This window comes from Streptococcus fermentans, assembly GCF_040888305.1.
GTDB classification, from domain to species: domain Bacteria; phylum Bacillota; class Bacilli; order Lactobacillales; family Streptococcaceae; genus Streptococcus; species Streptococcus fermentans.
This window is the reverse complement of record NZ_JBFNFG010000017.1, coordinates 1-1,713: the sequence shown is the minus strand read 5'-3', so window position 1 is coordinate 1,713 and position 1,713 is coordinate 1. Positions and strand designations below refer to the sequence as shown.

Below are 1,713 nucleotides of genomic sequence, written 5' to 3'. Positions count from 1 at the left end.
GAGTCAGTAAGCGAATCCGTATCTGAATCAATCTCTGAATCAGTATCAGAGTCAGTAAGTGAATCAGTTTCTGAGTCAGTGTCTGAATCAGTAAGCGAGTCAATTTCTGAATCAGTAAGCGAATCAATCTCTGAATCAGTAAGTGAATCAGTATCTGAGTCAGTTTCAGAATCAGTAAGCGAATCAAGTTCTGAATCAGTAATCGATTCAGTATCTGAATCTATCTCGGAATCAGTATCAGAGTCATTAAGCGAATCATTCTCTGAATCAGTATCTGAGTCAGTATCAGAATCAGTAAGTGACTCAGTATCAGAGTCAGTAAGCGAATCGATCTCTGAATCAGTAAGTGAATCAGTATCAGAGTCAGTTTGAGAATCAGTAAGTGAATCAGTATCAGATTCAGTTAGCGAATCCGTATCTGAATCAATCTCTGAATCAGTATCAGAGTCAGTAAGCGAATCAATCTCTGAATCAGTATCTGAGTCAGTATCAGAATCAGTAAGTGAATCAGTATCAGAGTCAGTAAGCGAATCGATCTCTGAATCAGTAAGTGAATCAGTATCTGAGTCAGTTTCAGAATCAGTAAGCGAATCAAGTTCTGAATCAGTAATCGATTCAGTATCTGAATCTATCTCGGAATCAGTATCAGAGTCATTAAGCGAATCATTCTCTGAATCAGTATCTGAGTCAGTATCAGAATCAGTAAGTGACTCAGTATCAGAGTCAGTAAGCGAATCGATCTCTGAATCAGTAAGTGAATCAGTATCTGAGTCAGTTTCAGAATCAGTAAGCGAATCAGTATCTGAATCAGTAAGCGAATCAATCTCTGAGTCAGTAAGCGAATCAGTATCTGAATCAATCTCTGAATCAGTATCAGAGTCAGTTTCAGAATCAGTAAGCGAATCAGTATCTGAATCAGTAAGTGAATCAATTTCTGAATCAGTATCTGAATCAGTAAGCGAATCAGTATCTGAATCAGTAAGTGAATCAATTTCTGAATCAGTATCTGAATCAGTAAGCGAATCAGTATCTGAATCAGTAAGTGAATCAATTTCTGAATCAGTATCTGAATCAGTAAGCGAATCAGTATCTGAATCAGTAAGTGAATCAATTTCTGAATCAGTATCTGAATCAGTAAGCGAATCAGTATCTGAATCAGTAAGTGAATCAATTTCTGAATCAGTATCTGAATCAGTAAGCGAATCAGTATCTGAATCAATCTCTGAATCAGTAAGTGAATCAGTATCTGAATCAATCTCAGAATCAGTAAGCGAATCAATTTCTGAATCAGTATCTGAATCAGTAAGCGAATCAGTATCTGAATCAGTAAGTGAATCAATTTCTGAATCAGTATCTGAATCAGTAAGCGAATCAGTATCTGAATCAGTAAGTGAATCAATTTCTGAATCAGTATCTGAATCAGTAAGCGAATCAGTATCTGAATCAGTAAGTGAATCAATTTCTGAATCAGTATCTGAATCAGTAAGCGAATCAGTATCTGAATCAGTAAGTGAATCAATTTCTGAATCAGTATCTGAATCAGTATCTGAATCAATCTCTGACTCAGTATCAGAGTCAGTAAGCGAATCAATCCCTGAATCAGTAAGTGAATCAGTATCTGAGTCAGTTTCAGAATCAGTAAGCGAATCAATTTCTGAGTCAGTATCTGAATCAGTAAGCGAGTCAATTTCTGAATCAGTATCAGAATCAGTA

Annotated in this window: 2 protein-coding genes; both read left to right on the top strand. The window is 36.2% G+C overall.

What is annotated here, in order from left to right:
• A partial coding sequence (locus AB2B50_RS09600) for a hypothetical protein (RefSeq protein ID WP_320693328.1) occupies positions 1-372 on the top strand: 372 nt, incomplete at its 5' end.
• A 54-nt stretch (positions 373-426) separates the two neighbouring features.
• Positions 427-1,713 (top strand): DUF445 family protein (locus AB2B50_RS09595; protein ID WP_368037395.1); only part of this gene is annotated, 1,287 nt, incomplete at its 3' end.